At 73.3% G+C, this 19,297-nt stretch carries 18 protein-coding genes; 3 read left to right on the plus strand and 15 right to left on the minus strand.

The features are described 5' to 3' along the window. Window positions 1-102: 102 nt before the first annotated feature. From alr to ABTZ17_RS03820, 5 genes are all read right to left on the minus strand, one after another. The gene (gene alr / locus ABTZ17_RS03800; protein ID WP_352193870.1) at window positions 103-1,245 is read right to left on the minus strand and encodes an alanine racemase; all 1,143 of its coding nucleotides are present in this window, start codon (window positions 1,243-1,245) and stop codon (window positions 103-105) included. Between the two features lie 704 nt (window positions 1,246-1,949). Further along, entirely contained in the window at window positions 1,950-3,416 is a 1,467-nt protein-coding gene (locus ABTZ17_RS03805; protein ID WP_352193871.1) for an NAD(P)H-hydrate dehydratase, read from the minus strand. 4 nt (window positions 3,417-3,420) lie between these two features. Then, complete coding sequence (locus ABTZ17_RS03810; protein ID WP_352193872.1) at window positions 3,421-3,789, minus strand: holo-ACP synthase; 369 nt, start codon at window positions 3,787-3,789, stop codon at window positions 3,421-3,423. A gap of 47 nt (window positions 3,790-3,836) precedes the next feature. Beyond that, a complete protein-coding gene (glmS, locus tag ABTZ17_RS03815; RefSeq protein WP_352193873.1) occupies window positions 3,837-5,684 on the minus strand; it encodes a glutamine--fructose-6-phosphate transaminase (isomerizing) in 1,848 nt (615 codons plus the stop codon). A 144-nt stretch (window positions 5,685-5,828) separates the two neighbouring features. Continuing rightward, the gene (locus ABTZ17_RS03820; protein WP_352193874.1) at window positions 5,829-6,599 is read right to left on the minus strand and encodes a hypothetical protein; all 771 of its coding nucleotides are present in this window, start codon (window positions 6,597-6,599) and stop codon (window positions 5,829-5,831) included. Window positions 6,600-6,945: 346 nt separating this feature from the next. Here ABTZ17_RS03820 and coaA point away from each other — a divergent pair, with 346 nt between their 5' ends. Continuing rightward, window positions 6,946-7,941: a type I pantothenate kinase gene (gene coaA / locus ABTZ17_RS03825; RefSeq protein WP_352193875.1), complete on the plus strand. Its 996-nt coding sequence runs from the start codon at window positions 6,946-6,948 to the stop codon at window positions 7,939-7,941. Window positions 7,942-7,972: 31 nt separating this feature from the next. Next, window positions 7,973-8,941, plus strand: coding sequence for a DUF389 domain-containing protein (locus tag ABTZ17_RS03830; RefSeq protein ID WP_352193876.1), 969 nt, complete (start codon window positions 7,973-7,975; stop codon window positions 8,939-8,941). Window positions 8,942-9,008: 67 nt separating this feature from the next. Here the strand turns inward: ABTZ17_RS03830 and glmM are convergent, their stop codons facing one another. The 5 genes from glmM to ABTZ17_RS03855 all read right to left on the minus strand — a co-directional run bounded on the left by glmM (window position 9,009) and on the right by ABTZ17_RS03855 (window position 14,763). Continuing rightward, window positions 9,009-10,367, minus strand: a complete 1,359-nt coding sequence (gene glmM, locus ABTZ17_RS03835; protein WP_352193877.1) for a phosphoglucosamine mutase — start codon at window positions 10,365-10,367, stop codon at window positions 9,009-9,011. A gap of 130 nt (window positions 10,368-10,497) precedes the next feature. Continuing rightward, window positions 10,498-11,016, minus strand: a complete 519-nt coding sequence (rpsI, locus tag ABTZ17_RS03840) for a 30S ribosomal protein S9 (RefSeq protein ID WP_352193878.1) — start codon at window positions 11,014-11,016, stop codon at window positions 10,498-10,500. Window positions 11,017-11,058: 42 nt separating this feature from the next. Beyond that, on the minus strand, window positions 11,059-11,502 hold the full coding sequence (rplM, locus tag ABTZ17_RS03845; protein WP_352193879.1) for a 50S ribosomal protein L13: 444 nt from the start codon (window positions 11,500-11,502) through the stop codon (window positions 11,059-11,061). 235 nt (window positions 11,503-11,737) lie between these two features. Further along, window positions 11,738-13,045, minus strand: a complete 1,308-nt coding sequence (locus tag ABTZ17_RS03850; protein WP_502994589.1) for a glycosyltransferase family 87 protein — start codon at window positions 13,043-13,045, stop codon at window positions 11,738-11,740. 98 nt (window positions 13,046-13,143) lie between these two features. Further along, the gene (locus ABTZ17_RS03855) at window positions 13,144-14,763 is read right to left on the minus strand and encodes an ABC-F family ATP-binding cassette domain-containing protein (protein WP_352193880.1); all 1,620 of its coding nucleotides are present in this window, start codon (window positions 14,761-14,763) and stop codon (window positions 13,144-13,146) included. 92 nt (window positions 14,764-14,855) lie between these two features. On the opposite strand from ABTZ17_RS03855, the gene ABTZ17_RS03860 reads away from it, so the two are divergent. Further along, window positions 14,856-15,659 carry a hypothetical protein gene (locus ABTZ17_RS03860; RefSeq protein WP_352193881.1) on the plus strand — a complete coding sequence of 268 codons (804 nt, stop codon included), beginning with the start codon at window positions 14,856-14,858 and terminating at the stop codon, window positions 15,657-15,659. Window positions 15,660-15,710: 51 nt separating this feature from the next. Here ABTZ17_RS03860 and truA read toward each other — a convergent pair whose 3' ends face one another. The 5 genes from truA to rpsM all read right to left on the minus strand — a co-directional run bounded on the left by truA (window position 15,711) and on the right by rpsM (window position 19,283). Then, window positions 15,711-16,574 carry a tRNA pseudouridine(38-40) synthase TruA gene (gene truA, locus ABTZ17_RS03865; RefSeq protein ID WP_352193882.1) on the minus strand — a complete coding sequence of 288 codons (864 nt, stop codon included), beginning with the start codon at window positions 16,572-16,574 and terminating at the stop codon, window positions 15,711-15,713. Window positions 16,575-16,662: 88 nt separating this feature from the next. After that, on the minus strand, window positions 16,663-17,136 hold the full coding sequence (rplQ, locus tag ABTZ17_RS03870; protein WP_352193883.1) for a 50S ribosomal protein L17: 474 nt from the start codon (window positions 17,134-17,136) through the stop codon (window positions 16,663-16,665). A 110-nt stretch (window positions 17,137-17,246) separates the two neighbouring features. After that, window positions 17,247-18,269 (minus strand): DNA-directed RNA polymerase subunit alpha, encoded by a 1,023-nt coding sequence (locus tag ABTZ17_RS03875; RefSeq protein ID WP_352193884.1) that lies wholly within the window; start codon window positions 18,267-18,269, stop codon window positions 17,247-17,249. Between the two features lie 160 nt (window positions 18,270-18,429). Next, window positions 18,430-18,834, minus strand: a complete 405-nt coding sequence (gene rpsK / locus ABTZ17_RS03880; RefSeq protein WP_003948617.1) for a 30S ribosomal protein S11 — start codon at window positions 18,832-18,834, stop codon at window positions 18,430-18,432. A gap of 68 nt (window positions 18,835-18,902) precedes the next feature. Further along, a complete protein-coding gene (gene rpsM / locus ABTZ17_RS03885; RefSeq protein ID WP_352193885.1) occupies window positions 18,903-19,283 on the minus strand; it encodes a 30S ribosomal protein S13 in 381 nt (126 codons plus the stop codon). Window positions 19,284-19,297: the final 14 nt, after the last annotated feature.

Here is a 19,297-nt window from a genome sequence, read left to right on the forward strand (position 1 = left end):
GTCACATGTTCAAGTCGCGGCGAGCCGGTCCCCTCCGGGCCCGGTGCCCCGCCTTCACGTGCTCACGCGCCCGCCCGCCCACGCGTTCGCCCACGGGTGCGCTCACGCGTTGAGGTGGACGCGCGGAACGCGCACCCCGATCCGCGTCACGATCTCGTACGCGATGGTGCCCGCGGCCCGCGCCCAGTCCTCGGCCGTCGGCTCGCCCCCGTCGCCCGGCCCGAACAGCACCGCCTCGTCGCCCTCGCGCGCGGTGTCGCGCCCGAGGTCGACCACGAACTGGTCCATCGCCACCCGGCCCGCGACCGTCCGGACCGCGCCGCCCACCAGCACCGGACCCCGTCCGGAGGCGTGCCGGGGGACGCCGTCCGCGTAGCCCGCCGGAATCAGCGCGAGCCGGGACCGGCCCTCGGTGACGTAGTGGTGCCCGTACGACACCCCGTGCCCGCCCGGCACCTCCTTCACCAGCGCCACCGAAGCCTTCAACGACATCGCGGGGCGCAGCCCCAACTGGGCGGGCGTGCCCAGCTCCGGGGCCGGGGACACCCCGTACACGCCGAGGCCGGTGCGGACCAGGTCGAAGTGGCTCTCGGGGAGCGTGAGCACGGCCGGGGTGTTCGCCAGGTGCCGGACCTCGGGGTCCAGGCCCTCCTTCTCGGCGTACGCGACCATCTCGCGGAACGCGGCGAGCTGCAGCGCGATGGAGGGGTGGCCGGGCTCGTCCGCGCACGCGAAGTGCGACCACAGGCCGGTGACCTTGAGGGTGCCCTCGGCCTCCGCGGCCAGGGCCTCGCCGACCAGCTCGGGCCAGTCCTCGGGCTGACAGCCGTTGCGGCCGAGGCCGGTGTCCGCCTTCAGCTGCACCCGGGCGGGGCGACCGACGGCCCGGGCCGCCTCCCGCACCTCGCGCAGGGCCCACAGCCCGCTCACCCCGACGTCCACGCCCAGCTCCACGGCGCGGCGCCACGGGCCGCCCGGCGTCCACAGCCAGCACAGGACGGGCGCCTCGATACCGGCCTCCCGGAGCGCGAACGCCTCCTCCGGGGTGGCCGTCCCCAACCAGGCGGCCCCCGCCTCCAGGGCGGCCCGGGCGCAGGGCACCGCGCCGTGCCCGTAGGCGTCGGACTTCACCACGGCCATGAGCAGGGAGCGGGGGGCGCGGTCGCGCAGGGCCCGTACGTTGTGGCGTACGGCGGCCAGGTCGATCTCTGCGCGGACGCGGGGCAGTGGTGCGGTCTCGTTCATCGGCCCCAGTCTCTCAGAGCCGCGACCCGGGCCCCGGCACCGAGCGCTGCGCGGCCCCCGGGCATCCGACCGAGCCCGGCTCGACCGGGGCGCGTCCCGCCCCGCCCGAGCCCGGCTCACCGACGCGCTCAAACGCCGCGCGGGCTTGATCGGCTCCTGTCCGCCGTCGAGCGCGGCTCACTGATGCGCTCAATCGCCGCGCGGGCTCGGGTGGGTCCCGTCCACGGTCGAGCGCGGCCCACCGACGCGCTCAAACGCCGCGCAGGCTGGGAGGGGCCGGGCCTGATCGTCGGCTGACGACCGAACCACACGAAACCCAGCCCCGCCGGCGCTTGAGGCGGTCCTGAAGCCGCACCCGCGCACGGACGAGAACCATCACTCGGCCCCGCGGCGCGTGAGCCGGACGCGGGAAACCGCACCCGGCCCCGAACACGAGCCCACTCCAGCCCCGCCGGCGTTTGAGGCGGCTCGTGGCCGCGCCGGACCCCCGCAGGAACCGCACCTCAGCCCCGCCGGCGTTTGAGGCGGTCATGGAGCCGCGCCCGGCCCCGAGCACGAGCAACGCCCAGCCCCGCCGGCGATTGAGGCGGTCCTGGGGCCGCTCGGGCCTCCCCACGGAAGCCGACACCGAGCCCCGCCGGCGCTTGAGGCGCGGCGCGGGGCGGGGCGGAGCCGGGCGGTCGGGCCGCGCGGGCCCGGGGACCTCAGGGGGTGGTCACGTCGTGCCACGCGCCCGGGAGAGACTCCGCGACCTCGCCGGCGGTGACGGGGACCCCGGCCGCGGCCGCCCGTCGTCCGGCCAGGCCGTGCAGGTAGGCGCCCAGCGACCCGGCGTCGAGGGCGTCGAGTCCGGCCGCGAGCAGGGCCCCGGCCAGTCCGGCGAGGACGTCTCCGCTGCCGGCGGTCGCGAGCCACGGCGTGCCGGTCGGATTCACCCGCACCGGAACACCGGCCCCGCTCCCGGACACCCCCGTCCCCGTCCCAGGCCCCGCCACCAACGTCGTGGAGCCCTTCAGGAGCACCGTCGCCCCGTACCGGAGCACCAGCTCCCGCGCGGACGCCAGCCGTGCCGACTCCACCCGGTCCCGGTCCACGCCGAGCAGGGCGGCGGCCTCCCCGGCGTGCGGGGTGAGGAGGAGCGGGGCGCGCCGGCCGGTGGTGACGGCGGGGTCGAGTCCGCGGAGCCCGTCGGCGTCGAGGAGGACGGGGACCTCCGAGGCGAGGACCTCTTCGACGGCCTCCCGCGCGGAGTCCCCGAGTCCGGGGCCCGCGACCCACGCCTGGACGCGTCCGGCCGCCCCGGGGGGACCGGCGTGGACGAGGACCTCGGGGTGCCGGGCCAGGACCTCCGGTCCCGCCGTGCCGACGTAGCGGACCGCCCCGGCCCCGCCCCGTACCGCTCCCGCGACGGCGAGGACGGCCGCGCCGGGGTACCGGGCCGAGCCCGCGACCAGGCCGACCACGCCCCGCCGGTACTTGTCGCTGGCGGCGCCCGGTGCGGGCAGCAGCCGGGCGACGTCGGCGTGTTGGAGGGCGGTCAGTTCGCCGGGGCCGGGCAGGTCGAGGCCGATGTCGACGAGGCGGAGGGCGCCCGCGTGCCCGGCTCCGGGGTCCACCAGGAGGCCGGGCTTGTAGGCGCCGAAGGCCACGGTGGCGTCGGCGCGGACCGCCGGCCCGGAGACCTCGCCGGTGTCGGGGTCGACTCCGCTGGGCAGGTCCACGGCCACCACCAGGGCGCCCGCGGTGCGGGCGGCGGCGGCCGCTTCGGCCAGGGCCGCGGCGGCGGGGCGCAGTCCGCCCCGGCCGCCGATGCCGAGGATCCCGTCGAGGACGAGGTCGGTGCGGCCCTCGGGCAGCCGGTCCACGATCCGGCCGCCCGCGGCGAGCAGGGCCCGCAGGCCGTCGGCGTGCACGCGGTCGGGGTCGGCGGGCAGGGCGCGGACGCGGGCGCCGCGTCGGGCCAGGCGGGCTCCGGCGTAGAGGGCGTCGCCGCCGTTGTCGCCGGGGCCGACGAGGAGGACCACCCGGGAGCCGTAGACCCGGCCGAGCATCCCGGCGCAGGCGGCGGCCAGTCCGGCGGCGGCCCGTTGCATGAGGGTTCCTTCGGGCAGTCGGGCCATCAGGTCCCGTTCGGCGGCCCGTACCGTCTCGACTGCGTAAGCGGTGCGCATGGGGTCAGCCTTCCGCGATGACCACGGCGGAGGCCACCCCGGCGTCGTGACTGAGGGAGATGTGCCAGGTGCGCACGCCGAGGGCGGCGGCACGGGCGGCGACGGTGCCGGTGACCCGCAGCCGCGGCTGCCCGCTGTCCTCGACGTACACCTCGGCGTCGGTCCACAGCAGCCCGGCGGGCGCGCCGAGCGCCTTGGCCAGGGCTTCCTTGGCGGCGAAGCGGGCGGCGAGCGAGGCGGGGCCGCGCCGCTCGCCGCCGGACAGGTACAGCTCGGAGTCGAGGAACAGGCGCGCGGCCATGCCGGGCGTGCGTGCCAGCGCGGCCTCGAACCGGTCGATCTCGGCGACGTCGATGCCCACCCCGATGATCACTGCACTGCCCTCTTCCTTCGTGATTCCCCGGCGCCGCCGTTCCGGCGCTATTCCACGGTCACGGACTTGGCGAGGTTACGCGGCTGGTCGACCTCGTTGCCGCGGGCGGTGGCCAGTTCGCAGGCGAAGACCTGGAGCGGGACGGTGGCCACCAGGGGTTGGAGCAGGGTGGGCGTGGCCGGGATCCGGATCAGGTGGTCGGCGTAGGGGACGACGGCCTCGTCCCCGATCTCGGCGATCACGATGGTGCGGGCGCCGCGGGCCCGGATCTCCTGGATGTTGGAGACGATCTTGTCGTGCAGCACGGAGCGGCCGCGCGGGGAGGGCACGACCACGACCACCGGCAGGTCCTCCTCGATCAGGGCGATCGGCCCGTGCTTGAGCTCGCCCGCCGCGAAGCCCTCGGCGTGCATGTAGGCCAGTTCCTTCAGCTTGAGGGCGCCCTCCAGGGCCACCGGGTAGCCCACGTGCCGGCCGAGGAAGAGCACGGTGTTCTTGTCGGCGAGGGAACGGGCCAGTTCGCGGACCGGTTCCATGGTCTCCAGGACGGCGTCCACGGCGTCGGCGATGTCGGAGAGTTCGCGGATGACGGCCCGGATCTCGTCCCCCCACTTGGTGCCGCGGACCTGGCCCAGGTACAGGGCGACCAGGTAGCAGGCCACCAGCTGGGTGAGGAAGGCCTTGGTGGAGGCGACCGCGACCTCCGGTCCGGCGTGCGTGTACAGCACGGCGTCGGATTCGCGGGGGATGGTGGAGCCGTTGGTGTTGCAGACGGCGAGCACCTTGGCGCCCTGCTCCCGGGCGTGCCGCAGGGCCATCAGGGTGTCCATGGTCTCGCCGGACTGGGAGATGGCGATGACGAGGGTGCGCTGGTCGAGGATCGGGTCCCGGTAGCGGAACTCGCTGGCGAGTTCCGTCTCGCAGGGGATCCGGGTCCAGTGTTCGATGGCCAATTTGGCGATCATGCCCGCGTGGTAGGCGGTGCCGCAGGCCACGATGACGACCTTGTCCACCTCGCGCAGCACGGAGTCGGGGATCCGTACCTCGTCCAGGGTGAGCAGGCCGCTCGCGTCGATGCGTCCCAGCAGGGTGTCGGCGACGGCCTTCGGCTGCTCGGCGATCTCCTTGAGCATGAAGTAGTCGTAGCCGCCCTTCTCGGCGGCGGAGGCGTCCCAGTCCACGTGGTAGGCGCGGACCTCGGCGGGCGCCCCGTCGAATCCGGTGACGGTGACCCCGTCGCGACGCAGTTCCACCACCTGGTCCTGGCCGAGTTCGATGGCGGAGCGGGTGTGCGCGATGAACGCGGCCACGTCGGAGGCGAGGAAGGACTCGCCCTCGCCGATGCCCACCACCAGCGGGGAGTTGCGGCGGGCGCCGACCACGAGCCCGGGTTCGTCGGCGTGGACGGCGACGAGGGTGAAGGCCCCTTCGAGGCGGCGGCAGACCTGTCGCATGGCCTCGGCGAGGTCTCCGGTGGAGGACCAGCACTCGGCGAGGAGGTGCGAGACCACCTCGGTGTCGGTCTCGGAGGCCAGCTTGTGGCCGCGCTCCGCCAACTCCTCGCGGAGGGCGGCGAAGTTCTCGATGATGCCGTTGTGCACCACGGCCACCCGGCCCGAATGGTCCAGGTGGGGGTGGGCGTTGACGTCGGTGGGCCCCCCGTGGGTGGCCCAGCGGGTGTGCCCGATCCCGGTGGAACCGGCGGGCAGCGGCCTGCCGACCAGCTCCTTCTCCAGGTTGACGAGCTTTCCGGCCTTCTTGGCGGCGGCCAGTCCGCCGTCCGCCAGCACGGCGACCCCGGCCGAGTCGTAGCCCCGGTATTCGAGCCGCTTGAGTCCTGCGATGACGACATCGAGCGCGGACTGCGCTCCCACGTATCCCACGATTCCGCACATAGGCGGCAGGGTACGCCCGCCGTCCCCGCCTGTCGGCCACCGTGACACGACTCGTCCCCGCGCCGGCGGGTGGGCCGGGGCGAGGACGTGGGCCGTACGGGTGAAGGGGTTCACCGGCGCCGGTCGCGGGGGACCGGCGCGGGCTCAGCCGAGCTTCTTGAGCTGGGTCTCGATGACGGTGGTGGGGGCCTGGCTCTTGCCGGAGAGGCTGAGCGAGGAGAAGGTCGCGACGGTGTTGCCGGTGCGGACCAGGTTCAGCAGCATCGGGGTGGGCGTGCCCTCCACGTCCATGGTGAGCACCAGGCCGAGGGTCTCGTCGCCGCCCGCGGGGGCCGGGGCGGGCTTCACCGAGCTGATCTTGGTCTTCTCGCCGTCGGAGGTGACGGTGAAGCCGGCCGCGCAGTCCGTGCCCGCCTTCTTGACGGCCGCGGCGAACTCCTCGGCGCCCTTGCCGTCGTAGGAGTTGAGGCCGATCGCGGTGACGGTGCCGCCGAGGGCGTCCATGGCGGCCTTCAGCTTGTCCTCGGGGCTGGCGTCCGCGGCGGGCTGCTTGGGCACGGGCACGACCGAGGTGCGGGCGACGCCGGTCGGCGCACCGTACTTCTCGCCGCCGTGAACCTGGGCGAGGATCGTGCACTCGGTCTTGTCGGCGGTGGAGGTGCTCGCGCCGAGGGCGGCAGCGGACTCGGAGTCCACCTTGTGGTCCTTCAGGTCCGCCTGGGTCACCAGCAGCGGGGTCAGCTCGGCGTCCGTCTTGCCCTTGGCCGCCGGGGCGGAGCTCGCGGACTTCTCCGCCGGCTTGTCCGCTCCCTTCGCGTCCTCCTTGCCGCCGTCCGAGCCGCAGGCCGTGGCCAGCAGCGCCAGCGAGAGGGCCGACGCGGTCATGACAGAACGGCGGACGAGGGTGCTGCGCATGTGTGGATCTCCCCTGTGAGTGAAGCGGACGGCCGGGCCGATCACGGGCCGCCCTGGCAGGGGACGGACCCCGGCGGGCGCGTAGATCACCAACCTACGGGCCGGAATCCCAGCCTCCGCCCCTGTCGACGCCCCGTACCGGGATCGTGACGGCCGTGAGACCTGCCCTCGCCCCAATCGCAACCGCCTCCCGTACAACCCCCGGCCCACCCCACCACGACACGCCGGGCGGCGCCCCCGCGCCGGCCCGGGGCGCACCCCGGAGGCCCCTGCCCCACCGCGCGCCGCGCACCCACGTGACCTTCCCCACGGCCCACGCACCCCACCGAACGCCGACAATGAACCTGTGATCACTTCGCCGCCACGAAGCGGAACCGACCGGCGCCGGCCCGAGGCGTCGCCGTACGTAGACCTCACCCGCGAGGAGTGGAGCGCCCTGCGCGAGCGCACCCCGCTCCCCCTCACCGCGGAGGAGGTCGAGAAGCTCCGCGGCCTGGGCGACGTCATCGACCTCGACGAGGTCCGGGACGTCTACCTCCCGCTGTCCCGCCTCCTCAACCTCTACGTCGGCGCCACCAGCAACCTCCGCGGCGCCCTCAACACCTTCCTCGGCGACGCCGGCAACGGCCACGGCGCCCAGCGCGGCACCCCCTTCGTCATAGGGGTCGCCGGGAGCGTCGCCGTCGGCAAGTCCACGGTGGCCCGCCTCCTCCAGGCCCTGCTGGCCCGCTGGCCCGAGCACCCCCGGGTGGAACTCGTCACCACCGACGGCTTCCTCTACCCGATGCGCGAGCTCCAGGAGCGCGGACTCACCTCCCGCAAGGGCTTCCCCGAGTCCTACGACCGGCGCGCCCTGACCCGCTTCGTCGCCGACATCAAGGCGGGCAAGGACGAGGTCACCGCACCCGTCTACTCCCACCTGATCTACGACATCGTGCCCGACGAACGGCTCGTGGTCCGCCGCCCCGACATCCTGATCGTCGAGGGCCTGAACGTCCTCCAGCCCGCCCTGCCCGGCAAGGACGGCCGCACCCGGGTCGGCCTCGCCGACTACTTCGACTTCAGCGTGTACGTGGACGCCCGCCCCGAGGACATCGAGCTCTGGTACCTCAACCGGTTCCGCAAGCTCCGCGAGACCGCCTTCCAGAACCCCTTCTCGTACTTCCGCAAGTACACCCAGGTCTCCGAGGAGGAGGCCATGGACTACGCCCGCACCATGTGGCGCACCATCAACCGGCCCAACCTGCTGGAGAACGTGGCCCCCACCCGCGGCCGCGCCAACCTCATCATCCGCAAGGGCCCCGACCACAAGGTGCGCCGCCTGAGCCTGCGCAAGCTCTGATCCGTCACCCGGCCCCCGTAGGGTGCGGCCCATGCTGCACCTGAGGATGATCACTCCGACCGACCGCACGGAGGCCGTGGTCCGGCTCCTGGAGAGCACGGTCGGCACCACCCACCTGGCCGTGATCCCCGGCGCGGCCCGCGACCCCGCCGGAGACCTCGTCCTGTGCGACGCGGCCCGCGAGTCCGGGGACACCCTCCTGCACGGCCTGCGGGAGCTCGGCATCGACCGGGACGGCTCCATCGCCGTGGAGAACATCGACATCTCGCTGTCGGTGCGGGCGGACCGCGCCGAGAAGGAAGCCCCCGGCGAGGGCGCCGACGCCGTGCTCTGGGAACAGCTGACCGAGGCCACCCACGAGGAGTCCACGCTCAGCTTCACCTACACGGCGTTCATGGTCCTGGCCACGATGATCGCCGCCTGCGGTGTGGTCCTGGACAACGCGGTGCTGATCGTGGGCGCCATGGCCGTGGGCCCCGAGTTCGGCCCCATCGCGGGCGTCTGCACCGGACTGGTGCGCCGGGCCCCCCGTCTGGCCGTCCGCTCCCTGACCGCCCTGCTCATCGGCTTCGCCCTGGCCATGGCCGCCACCACCCTGTTCACCCTGGTGATGGACGCCCTGGGGTTGTTCCAGGAGGAGATGCTGGCCGACGACCGGCCCAACACCAGCTTCATCTGGCAGCCGGACCCCTTCTCCTTCGTGGTCGCGCTGCTCGCCGGGGCCGCCGGAGTGCTCTCCCTGACCTCGGCGAAATCGGGGGCCCTGGTCGGCGTGGCCATCTCGGTGACGACCGTCCCGGCCGCCGCCAACGCCGCCGTGGCCCTCGGCTACGGGGACGTGGCCCAGATGTGGGGCTCCACCGAGCAGCTGCTGATCAACCTCGGCGGCCTCGTCCTCGCGGGCCTGCTGACCCTGTACGCGCAGCGGCTGCTGTGGCGCACCCAGCGCGGCCGGTGGCGGCGCCCGGCCCGCGCCCGACGGGGCCCGTCCGCGCCGTGACACGGGCCGGGGCCCGGACCCCCGAAAGGGTCCGGGCCCCGGCCACGGAACGGTGTGGGCGGACGGCTCAGCCCAGGGCGGTCTTCACCGCGTCGGCCAGCCGGCCCGCCACGGACCGGGCCTGCTCGATGTCCGCGGCCTCCACCATGACCCGCACCAGCGGCTCGGTGCCCGAGGGCCGCAGCAGCACCCGGCCGGTGGAACCCAGCTCGCGCTCGGCGTCGGCCACGGCCGCCGCCAGCTCGCCGGAGGTGCCCACCCGGGACTTGTCCACGTCGGGCACGTTGATCAGGATCTGCGGCAGCCGGTTCATGACGGCGGCCAGCTCGGCCAGCGGCCGGCCGGTGGCGGCCACGCGGGCGGCCAGCAGCAGACCGGTGAGGGTGCCGTCGCCGGTGGTCGCGTGGTCCAGGATGATGACGTGCCCGGACTGCTCGCCGCCGAGGGCGTAGCCGTTCTCCTTCATCGACTCCAGCACGTACCGGTCGCCGACCGCGGTCTGCACCAGCTCGATGCCCGCGGCCTCCATGGCCAGCTTGAAGCCGAGGTTGGACATGACGGTGGCGACCACCGTGTCCTGCCGCAGCTGACCGGCCTCGCGCAGCGCCAGGGCCAGCACCGACAGGATCTGGTCCCCGTCGATCTCGTTGCCCCAGTGGTCCACGGCCAGGCAGCGGTCGGCGTCACCGTCGTGGGCGATGCCCAGGTCGGCGCCGTGCTCGACGACGGCCTGCTTCAGCAGGTCCAGGTGGGTGGAGCCGCAGCCCTCGTTGATGTTGAGGCCGTCGGGCTGCGCGCCGATGGTGACGATCTCGGCGCCGGCCCGCGCGAACGCCTCCGGGGAGACCCGCGCGGCCGCGCCGTGCGCCTCGTCCAGGACCACCTTCAGGCCGTCCAGCCGGTTCGGGAGCGCGCCCATCAGGTGCGCGACGTACTTCTCGGCGCCCTCGGTGTAGTCGCTGACCCGACCCACGCCGCCACCGGTGGGGCGGTCCCAGGGAGCGCCGGTGCGGTGCTCCTCGTAGACCGACTCGATCCGGTCCTCCAGCTCGTCGGCCAGCTTGTGGCCGCCGCGGGCGAAGAACTTGATGCCGTTGTCGGGCATGGCGTTGTGGCTGGCGGAGAGCATCACGCCGAGGTCGGCGCCCAGCGCACCGGTGAGATACGCCACCGCCGGGGTGGGCAGCACACCGACGCGCAGGACGTCCACGCCCGCGCTCGCGAGACCGGCGACGACCGCGGCCTCCAGGAACTCGCCCGAGGCCCGCGGGTCGCGACCGACCACCGCGGTGGGGCGGTGCCCCTCGAAGGTGCCCGCTTCCGCGAGCACGTGGGCGGCCGCCACGGAGAGGCCGAGGGCGAGCTCAGCCGTCAGATCCGCATTGGCGACACCGCGTACACCGTCCGTACCGAAGAGTCGTCCCACTGGTGTCCTCCGAGTTACCGAGAATCGAGTGCTTTGAGACAGATATACGTCGCTTTTGGCGATAAACGAACCGCCCCGGCAGCACAGTGCGTGCCGCCGGGGCGGATTCGTGCAGACAAGCAGGCGGAGATTAGCGCTTGCTGTACTGCGGGGCCTTGCGAGCCTTCTTGAGACCGGCCTTCTTGCGCTCGACCGCACGGTCGTCGCGGGAGAGGAAGCCGGCCTTCTTCAGCGGGGCGCGGTTGTTGTCCACGTCGGCCTCGTTGAGGGCGCGGGCCACGCCGAGGCGCAGGGCACCGGCCTGCCCGGAGACGCCGCCACCCGCGATGCGGGCGATGACGTCGTAACGGCCGTCGAGCTCGAGCACCTTGAAGGGCTCGTTGACTTCCTGCTGGTGCACCTTGTTGGGGAAGTAGTCCTCAAGGGTGCGACCGTTGATCTTCCACTTGCCGGTGCCCGGGACGATCCGGACGCGGGCGATGGCGTTCTTGCGACGGCCCAGGCCGGCGGCCGGCTGCGGGTCGCCGAAGCGGGACGCCAGGGACTCGGAGGTGTACTCGCCCTCGACGGGCACCTCGGACTCGAAGGTGGTGACCTCGGCGTAGGTCTCTTCGCCCTCGAGGGGGGTCTCAACAGTGGTCTCGGCCACGATGCTCCTCAGATTCTTTTTCGTCTTAGGGGGTGGCCGGAACTACTGCGCGACCTGGGTGATCTCGAACGGCACCGGCTGCTGGGCAGCGTGGGGGTGCTGGTCGCCCGAGTAGACCTTCAGCTTCGAGAGCATCTGACGGCCCAGGGTGTTCTTGGGGAGCATGCCCTTGACGGCCTTCTCCACGGCCTTCTCCGGGTTGTCACGGAGCAGGTCGTCGTAGCGGACCGAACGCAGACCACCCGGGTAGCCGGAGTGGCGGTACGCCATCTTCTGCGCCGCCTTGTTGCCGGACAGGTGGACCTTGTCGGCGTTGACGATGATGACGAAGTCGCCCATGTCCATGTGGGGGGCGTAGGTCGGCTTGTGCTTGCCCCGCAGGAGGGCAGCGGCCTGGGTCGCCAGACGGCCGAGGACAACGTCCTGGGCGTCGATGACGAGCCACTGGCGCGAGATGTCGCCGGGCTTGGGGCTGAACGTACGCACGCGTATGCCTTCGCTTCTTCAGTGGTGGTTCGCTCCCAAGGGCGCGAGCCCACGGGAACGGGTCCTGACAGGGTCACCACGGACGATCACGACAGCCCTGGTGCACGCCGGGGACGCAACCCGTGTACACCGCTGGTCATCGGCCCGGTGGACCGGCGTAAGGCCCTTTCACGTGAGAATGAGCAAGCCAATACGCATAACGAACCAGCAGGATACCCGCGGTGCCCCGGACGGGTCAAAACGCCGTTCGAGTCCCCGCGTCTGCGGGCCCGACGGCGCTCGCGGCTCCTGCCGTTCGTCTGTACACCAGACTAACCCGGCCGCGACCCGCGCACTCCCGCATCACCACCACGGCCAGCACCACCAGGGTGGCGCAGTCCCGGAACGCCCGCCGGTGCGCGGTGTCCACCACCGGCCACGGCACCCCCGCCGCCTGCGGCAGCAGCCCCGCCCAGAACCACCCCGACCGCGGCACCGACCCCGCCCGCACCCCCGAGGCCAGCAGCAGCGGCAACACCACCAGCAGGTAGTGGTCGAAGGACGGCCGGGAGACCAGGAAGGCGCTCAGCATCACCGCCGCGGCCGTCTCCGCCAACCGCAGCTCCTCGGACTCCCCCGGCCCCGCCGGACGCCGCCACCGCCGCCGCGCGCACCACAACCCCGCCCCCGCCAGGGCCCCCGCCACGGACACCGCCACCGGGACGGGCACCCCCAGCCGCGGCAGCACCGCCACCGGCGAGGCGTCCCACACCAGCGCGAAGGCGTCCTGCCCCCGCAACAGGAACGGCAGCGTCCGGGTCAGGAACAGCTCCGGCTCCGGCATCAGCAGCGCCCCCAGCAGCGAGGCCCCCGCGGGCACCGCCACCAGCAGCGCCAGCCCCCGCCGGGCCCGTGCCAACAGGAACAGCACCGCCAGCGGCACCAGCATCGGCTTGCAGGCCACCGCCAGCCCCGCCACCGCCCCGGCCGCCGCCCACCGCCCCCGTCGGGCCAGCAGCAGCACCACCGGCAGCGCCGCCACCGCCACGCACGTCCAGTTCCCCAGCTGCACGAGGTTCGCGTACGGCCGGAACACCAGCGCCCCCAGCCCCGCCCCGGCCACCGCGAACCGCGAACCCGGCGGCACCCCGAACAGCCGCAGCGCCCCCCACCAGCCCGCCAGCACCAGCCCCGAGGACACCAGCGGCACCGCCCACCGCAGCACCGGCCACGGCAGCAGCGCCTCCGGCACCGCCGCCAGCACCGCGCTCGGCAGGTACAGGAACCGCTCGTCCGCGTACGGGGACTCCCCCGCCAGCACCGCCCGGGCCGCCTTCACCACGAAGGCGTTGTCCATCCCCCCGTCGGAGCGCCGCGCCCCCGCCGCCAGGGCCGTCCCCAGCAGCGCGACCGCACACCCGATCCACCAGGACCGGGGGGCCGGGCGCAGCAGCCCCGCCCGCAGCCGGCGGCCCGCCGCGGCCCGTCCGTCCCGGTGGCCGGCCACCGCCCGGCGGGCCCGACCGAGGCCCCGGGGCAGGCGCCCGGACGCGTTCCGGAACACGGTCCGGCTCCCGGAGCGCACCGCCACTGCCGATCCTCCCGATCCGGACCGGCGGGGGCCGTCCCCCGCCGCACGGCGCCGGCGGACGGCCCGCGGGCTCAGCGCTCGCGCACGACCCGCCGCTCGTCCCAGACCGGCTCCGTGGTCTCTCGTACCACGCCGTCGGAACCGAACACGAGGTAGCGGTCGAAGGACCGGGCGAACCAGCGGTCGTGGGTGACGCACAGGACGGTGCCCTCGTACGCCTCCAGCCCGTCCTGCAGGGCCTCCGCGGACTCCAGGTCCAGGTTGTCGGTGGGCTCGTCCAGGAGCAGGGCCGTCGTACCCGCCAGCTCCAGCAGCAGGATCTGGAAACGGGCCTGCTGCCCGCCGGAGAGCCGGTCGAAGGGCTGGTCTCCCTGCCGCTCCAGCTCGTACCGGCGCAGCACCGACATGGCCCCGCCCCGGTCCTTGGAGTGCTCCGTCCACAGGATGTCCACGAGGGTGCGGCCGAAGAGCTCCGGGTGCGCGTGGGTCTGCGCGAAGTGCCCCGGGACCACCCGGGCACCCAGCTTCCACTCACCCTCATGAGCGACCTGCTCGCCCGCGAGCAGCCGAAGGAAGTGCGACTTGCCGGAGCCGTTGGAGCCGAGCACGGCCACCCGCTCCCCGTAGAACACCTCCAGGTCGAAGGGCTTCATCAGGCCCTTCAGCTCCAGGCCCTTCGCGGTCACCGCGCGCACTCCGGTGCGCCCGCCGCGCAGCCGCATCGTGATCTCCTGCTCCCGCGGCGGCTCCGGCGGCGGACCGGCCTCCTCGAACTTCCGGAGCCGGGTCTGCGCGGCCGCGTACCGGGAGGCCATCTCGTGGCTGACCGCGGCGGCCTGTCGGAGCGTCACCACCAGCTTCTTCAGCTGGGCGTGCTTCTCCTCCCAACGCCGCTTCAGCTCCTCGAAGCGGGCGAAGCGCTCCTTGCGGGCCTCGTGGAAGGTGTCGAACCCGGCACCGTGCACCCACACGTCCGAACCGTCCACCCCCGGCTCCACGCTGACGATCTTCTGTGCGGCCCGGGACAGCAGCTCACGGTCGTGGGAGATGAACAGCACGGTCTTGCGGGTGGCGCGGAGCTGGTCCTCCAGCCACCGCTTGCCCGGCACGTCGAGGTAGTTGTCCGGCTCGTCGAGCAGCAGGACCTCGTCCGGACCGCGCAGCAGCGCCTCCAGCACCAGCCGCTTCTGCTCGCCGCCGGAGAGCGTCCGCACCTCGCGGAACTGCGCCTTGTCGTAGGGGATGCCGAGCGCGGCCGTGGTGCACACGTCCCACAGGGTCTCGGCCTCGTAGCCCTGCACGTCGGCCCAGTCGCTGAGGGCCTGCGCGTACCTCATCTGCGCGGCCTCGTCGTCCACCGTCATGATCAGGTGCTCGGCCTCGTCCACGGCCTTCGCGGCCGTCCGGATCCGCGGCTGGGCCACCGACACCAGCAGGTCGCGCACCGTGGTCTCGTCCCGTACGGAGCCCACGAACTGCGACATCACCCCGAGTCCGCCGCTGACGGTCACCGAGCCGCCGTGGGGCTGGAGCTCCCCGGCGATCAGCTTCAGCAGGGTGGTCTTGCCCGCGCCGTTGGCGCCGACCAGCGCCACCACCGAGCCCTCCCCCACCCGGAAGGAGGCGTCGGCCAGCAGCACGCGCCCGTCCGGCAGGTAGTAGTCGAGGTGTCCGGCTTCGAGATGTCCCATGTCCGCATTGTGGCCGCCGCGCCCGCATCCGCCCAAGCGGGTTTCCCCGACCCCGGCCCGCGCCCCCTCACCCGCTGCCTAGGCTGGGCCGCATGAGTCTTGGGGAGGGGCCCACCGGGCCGTACGCGGCCACGCCCGACTGGGAGGCCCTGGCCGAGGAGACGGCCCGTCGGGACCGCCGGCGGAGGCTGCTGCTGCGGGGCGGGGCCGCGGCGGCCGTCGGCGCGGTCGCCGTGCTCGTCGCGGTGCTGCTGCTCGGCGGCGGGGCACCGCGGGACACCGCCCCCGCCGCCGGGCCCGCCGGCTCCTCCCCGGCCGCGGTCCCCGCCTTCCCCTCCGCCCCGCCGGGCGGGCCGCACCCGCTGGAGTTCCTCCGCGACGAGCGGCGCGACCGGGCCCCCTTCACCGCCGCCGCCGTGTTCCCGGACCGCAGCACCGAGATCGACGACCGGACCTACCGGCGGACCGCCGCGGACACCACCACCGGCTGCGCGAAGGCCGCCTCCCCGGCCGTGGCGGCCGTCCTGGCCCGGCACGGCTGCCGGAGCCTGGTCCGCGCCACCTACCAGCGCAAGGGGGTCGCGACCACCGTCGGCGTGCTGGCCTTCCCGGACGCCGGCCGCGCCGCGGGCGCGAAGGCGGACCTGCCGGGCCCGCTCAGCGCCCTCCAGCCCGCGAAGGGGCCCCGGGCCTGTACCGCGGGCACGGTCTGCCGCCGCACCGCCAACAGCTACGGCCGCTTCGTGTACGTCACCCTGTCCGGCTTCCAGGGCGGCAAGGGCGTCACCCGCGAGGACCGGTCCGTGTACGCGGCGGGCGACGACCTCGCCGAGTACGCCTTCCAGCGGATCCTGGCCCGCGGCCGCTCCCTCGCCCCGGCGTCCCCGGCCCCCTGACGCGGGCCCGGCCGGGACCGGCCTCACGCCCACCCCGCCGGCCCGCCCCGCTCAGCAGCAGCCGGCGCCCGTGATCCCGCCCGGCAGGGTGCGCACGTTCCTGGCCTCACGGTTGCGCGCGGCCAGCAGCTCGTCGGCCGGGTAGCCGACCTCCTCCAGGGTCAGCCCGTGCGGCCGCACCACGTGCACCGCGGAGTCCCGGACCCCGGCGGCCAGCACCTTGCCCGGCCAGTCCACCGGCCGGTGCCCGTCGCCCACGTACAGCAGGGCGCCCACCAGGGAGCGGACCATGTTGTGGCAGAAGGCGTCGGCGCGCACCGTCGCGGTGACCACGCCGTCCTCGCCCCGCTCCCAGCTCAGCTGCTGGAGGGTGCGGATGGTCGTGGCGCCCTCGCGCTTCTTGCAGTACGCGGCGAAGTCGTGCTCGCCGAGGAGGTCCCGCGAGGCGGCGTTCATGGCGGCCACGTCCAGCGGCCAGTCGTGCCACAGCACGTGTCCGCGGCGCAGCGGGTCCACGCCGCCCTTGTGGTCCCCGACCCGGTAGGCGTAGCGGCGCCAGATCGCCGAGAAGCGGGCGTTGAAGCCCGCGGGCGCGGCGGCGACCCGCCACACCCGGACGTCGTGCGGGAGCCGGCCGGCGAGCCGCCGCAGCAGCTTGTCCTCGTGCTCGGCCCAGACCGCCTCGGGCAGGTCCAGGTGGGCGACCTGCCCCCGGGCGTGGACCCCGGCGTCGGTGCGCCCGGCCACGGTCAGGTCCACCGGGTCGGCCAGTCGCATCACCGTCCGCAGGGCGGATTCCAGTTCGCCCTGTACGGTCCGCCGCGCGGTCTGCTTCGCCCAGCCGGAGAAGTCCTTGCCGTCGTACGACAGGTCCAGCCGCACCCGGACGAACCCGGGCTCCACCTCGTCACTCACCCGTGAATCCTCTCAGAAGATGCGGAACGGGCCCGCCCCCCGGAGGGGACGGGCCCGTTCAGTGCCTTACGGCGAGACCGGGGGGGCTTCAGCCCTCCTTGGTCTCCTCGACCGGCGCCTCGGTGGTCTCGGCGGCCGCGTCGGCCTCCTTGACGGCACGCTTGGTGGCGGCCTCGGCCTCGTCGACGGTCGCCTTCTTGGCGATCTCGCCCTCGACCAGCTCGATCACGGCCATCGGGGCGTTGTCGCCACGACGGTTGCCGATCTTGGTGATGCGGGTGTAGCCACCCGGACGCTCGGCGTAGCGCGGGGCGATCTCGGTGAAGAGGGCGTGGACGATGCCCTTGTCCGTGATCGACTGCAGCACCTGGCGACGGTTGTGGATGTCGCCCTTCTTGGCCTTGGTGATCAGACGCTCGGCGACCGGACGCAGGCGGCGGGCCTTGGCCTCGGTCGTCGTGATGCGGCCGTGCTCGAAGAGGGACTTCGCGAGGTTCGCGAGGAGCAGCTTCTCGTGCGCGGCGCTGCCGCCCAGACGGGCACCCTTGGCGGGACGCGGCATGGTGTTTCTCCTTGTGTGCTGCACCGGCCGTACCAGGTACCGGTGTCAGTCCCCTTCCGCTTTTGCGGGAGGGGTGTACGGGGGGCCGTGGAGCCCCCCGCAAGCCTTGATCAGTACTGCTCGGTCTCGACGAAGCCGGCGTCGGCGTCGTCGTCCGCGCCGAACGCGTCGGCGGCGGCGGTCGGGTCGAACCCGGGCGGGCTGTCCTTCAGGGCCAGGCCCATGCCGGCGAGCTTCGCCTTGACCTCGTCGATCGACTTCGCACCGAAGTTGCGGATGTCGAGCAGGTCGGCCTCGGAGCGGGCCACGAGCTCACCCACGGAGTGGATGCCCTCGCGCTTGAGGCAGTTGTAGGAGCGGACCGTGAGCTCCAGCTCCTCGATCGGCAGCGCCAGGTCGGCGGCCAGGGCGGCGTCCGTGGGGGACGGGCCCATGTCGATGCCCTCGGCGTCGATGTTGAGCTCGCGCGCCAGGCCGAACAGCTCGACCAGGGTCTTGCCGGCGGACGCCATGGCGTCACGCGGGCGCATGGCCTGCTTGGTCTCGACGTCGACGATGAGCTTGTCGAAGTCGGTGCGCTGCTCGACTCGGGTCGCCTCGACCTTGTAGGTGACCTTGAGGACCGGGCTGTAGATGGAGTCGACCGGGATGCGGCCGATCTCCTGGCCCAGCTGCTTGTTCTGGACGGCGGAGACGTAGCCGCGACCGCGCTCGACGGTCAGCTCCATCTCCAGCTTGCCCTTGCCGTTGAGGGTGGCGAGGACCAGGTCCGGGTTGTGCACCTCGACACCGGCCGGCGGGGCGATGTCCGCGGCGGTGACCAGGCCGGGGCCCTGCTTGCGCAGGTACATCACGACCGGCTCGTCGTGCTCCGAGGAGACGACGAGCTGCTTGATGTTGAGGATCATGTCCGTGACGTCTTCCTTGACGCCCGGCACGGTGGTGAACTCGTGCAGGACGCCGTCCACGCGGATGCTGGTGACAGCGGCACCCGGGATGGAGGACAGGAGGGTACGGCGCAGGGAGTTGCCGAGGGTGTAGCCGAAGCCCGGCTCCAGCGGCTCGATCACGAACCGCGAGCGGTACTCGTCGACGACCTCTTCGGTCAGCGAAGGACGCTGAGCGATAAGCATGTGTGTTCCTTCAGTCGTGGACGCCCACTATTTGACGCCCGACGGGACCGCCGCGGAAGCGGCGGGTCTTGCAAGGGTACGGGCGGCACGCCCCCCGGAGGGGTCGTGCCGCCCGGAACCTCGGCTCAGTGCGTGGAAACGCGCGGGCCCGACCCGAGGGTCAGACGCGGCGGCGCTTCGGCGGACGGCAGCCGTTGTGCGGGGTGGGGGTGACGTCCTGGATCGAACCGACCTCGAGGCCCGTGGCCTGGAGGGAGCGGATCGCGGTCTCACGGCCGGAGCCGGGACCCTTGACGAAGACGTCGACCTTGCGCATGCCGTGCTCCTGCGCGCGACGGGCAGCCGACTCGGCGGCCATCTGCGCGGCGAAGGGGGTGGACTTGCGCGAGCCCTTGAAGCCGACGTGGCCGGCGGAGGCCCAGGAGATCACGTTGCCGGTCGGGTCCGTGATGGACACGATCGTGTTGTTGAACGTGCTCTTGATGTGCGCGTGGCCGTGAGCGACGTTCTTCTTTTCCTTGCGGCGCACCTTCTTGGCAGCGCCCTGACGACCCTTGGGGGGCATCTCTTACTCCTACAGGGAGGTGGTCGGTCCTACAGCGCAAGACCGCTGGAAAGCGAGTCCGCTGAGGACTACTTCTTGCCCGGCTTCTTCTTGCCGGCGATCGCGCGACGCGGGCCCTTGCGGGTACGGGCGTTCGTGCTGGTGCGCTGACCGTGAACCGGGAGGCCGCGACGGTGGCGGATGCCCTGGTAGCACTGGATCTCGATCTTGCGGCGGATGTCGCCCTGGATCTCGCGGCGGAGGTCGCCCTCGGTGCGCAGGTTGGCGTCCACGTACTCGCGGATCTTGACCAGGTCCTCTTCGGCCAGGTCACGAACGCGGGTGCTGGGGTTCACGCCGGTGGCGTCGAGGATCTCCTCGGAACGGGTGCGCCCGATACCGAAGACGTAGGTGAGTGCAACCACCACGCGCTTTTCGCGCGGGATGTCAACACCGGAAACGCGTGCCATTCAATGGCTCCTGT

The sequence above is a fragment of the Streptomyces sp. NPDC097619 genome (assembly GCF_040302735.1).
In the GTDB taxonomy this organism is placed as follows: Bacteria; Actinomycetota; Actinomycetes; order Streptomycetales; family Streptomycetaceae; genus Streptomyces.

What these genes read in the sequence shown, in the direction of transcription:
- alr (WP_352193870.1), bottom strand. Translation starts at nt 1,245, where the DNA reads ATGAACGAGACCGCACCACTGCCCCGCGTCCGCGCAGAGATCGACCTG.
- ABTZ17_RS03805 (WP_352193871.1), bottom strand. Translation starts at nt 3,416, where the DNA reads ATGCGCACCGCTTACGCAGTCGAGACGGTACGGGCCGCCGAACGGGAC.
- glmS (WP_352193873.1), bottom strand. Translation starts at nt 5,684, where the DNA reads ATGTGCGGAATCGTGGGATACGTGGGAGCGCAGTCCGCGCTCGATGTC.
- ABTZ17_RS03820 (WP_352193874.1), bottom strand. Translation starts at nt 6,599, where the DNA reads ATGCGCAGCACCCTCGTCCGCCGTTCTGTCATGACCGCGTCGGCCCTC.
- ABTZ17_RS03830 (WP_352193876.1), top strand. Translation starts at nt 7,973, where the DNA reads ATGCTGCACCTGAGGATGATCACTCCGACCGACCGCACGGAGGCCGTG.
- ABTZ17_RS03855 (WP_352193880.1), bottom strand. Translation starts at nt 14,763, where the DNA reads ATGGGACATCTCGAAGCCGGACACCTCGACTACTACCTGCCGGACGGG.
- ABTZ17_RS03860 (WP_352193881.1), top strand. Translation starts at nt 14,856, where the DNA reads ATGAGTCTTGGGGAGGGGCCCACCGGGCCGTACGCGGCCACGCCCGAC.
- rplQ (WP_352193883.1), bottom strand. Translation starts at nt 17,136, where the DNA reads ATGCCGCGTCCCGCCAAGGGTGCCCGTCTGGGCGGCAGCGCCGCGCAC.
- ABTZ17_RS03875 (WP_352193884.1), bottom strand. Translation starts at nt 18,269, where the DNA reads ATGCTTATCGCTCAGCGTCCTTCGCTGACCGAAGAGGTCGTCGACGAG.
- rpsK (WP_003948617.1), bottom strand. Translation starts at nt 18,834, where the DNA reads ATGCCCCCCAAGGGTCGTCAGGGCGCTGCCAAGAAGGTGCGCCGCAAG.
- rpsM (WP_352193885.1), bottom strand. Translation starts at nt 19,283, where the DNA reads ATGGCACGCGTTTCCGGTGTTGACATCCCGCGCGAAAAGCGCGTGGTG.